Below are 743 nucleotides of genomic sequence, written 5' to 3' on the forward strand. Positions count from 1 at the left end.
TTTTCCCAGTAATGTATCTGCTCCCCATCTTTTTCTCCATTTTTGTAGATATGCTCGAATAACAGGTTTCCATCTTCATCATAACTGAATAGTTTTCCATGTAGGCGATCATCGAGATAGTTTGATACTTCCTGCGCATTGCCATTTTCATAGAAGATAACAAAAGCACCTTGTCGGAGCCCATTAACATAATTAGCTTGATCACTTATTTGGCCACTTTCAAAGTACCCAATGTCCGAACCTTCCTTTAGTCCATTTTCGTAAGTCATCTCTGCCAAAAGATTCCCTGACTTATAATAAACTCTCAACTCTCCATCATTTCTGGAATCGGCTAATAACTCTCGCGGCTCATCAGGGTGTCTTACTGATAAAGCAAGATTGCTATCGAAAATGAACCCATCGTGTGCAACCTCTGTAACACGATCAACTTCCGTCAAGTATTCATACACAACAGCAATTCCTTGATCGATACCATTTATGAAAGATACCTCTAGCAACTTTTCCCCCGTATCTGAATCAAATCTCGTAAGCGCGTATTCAGACTCTCCACTGCCATCGTGCAACAGATTATTGCTACAGTGTGCTTCCCACTCACTGTCGTCTAATTCGTTTATGTAAGTCGAGTATCCATCCTCATCGAAACCTAAGTTTCTACAGTTAAGCCAAATTGGAAATATTTGTAAGTACACGTTTTCAACATGTTCGGCTCTGCCAGAGTCAATGCTTCGAAACTGCAATTGATG

At 40.4% G+C, this 743-nt stretch carries 1 protein-coding gene; it reads right to left on the bottom strand.

Annotated elements, in window-relative coordinates; all coding sequences use genetic code 11:
• A partial coding sequence (locus A3729_RS04435) for a toxin-antitoxin system YwqK family antitoxin (RefSeq protein ID WP_197475557.1) occupies nt 1-743 on the bottom strand: 743 nt, incomplete at both ends.

It is taken from the genome of Oleiphilus sp. HI0043, from assembly GCF_001634935.1.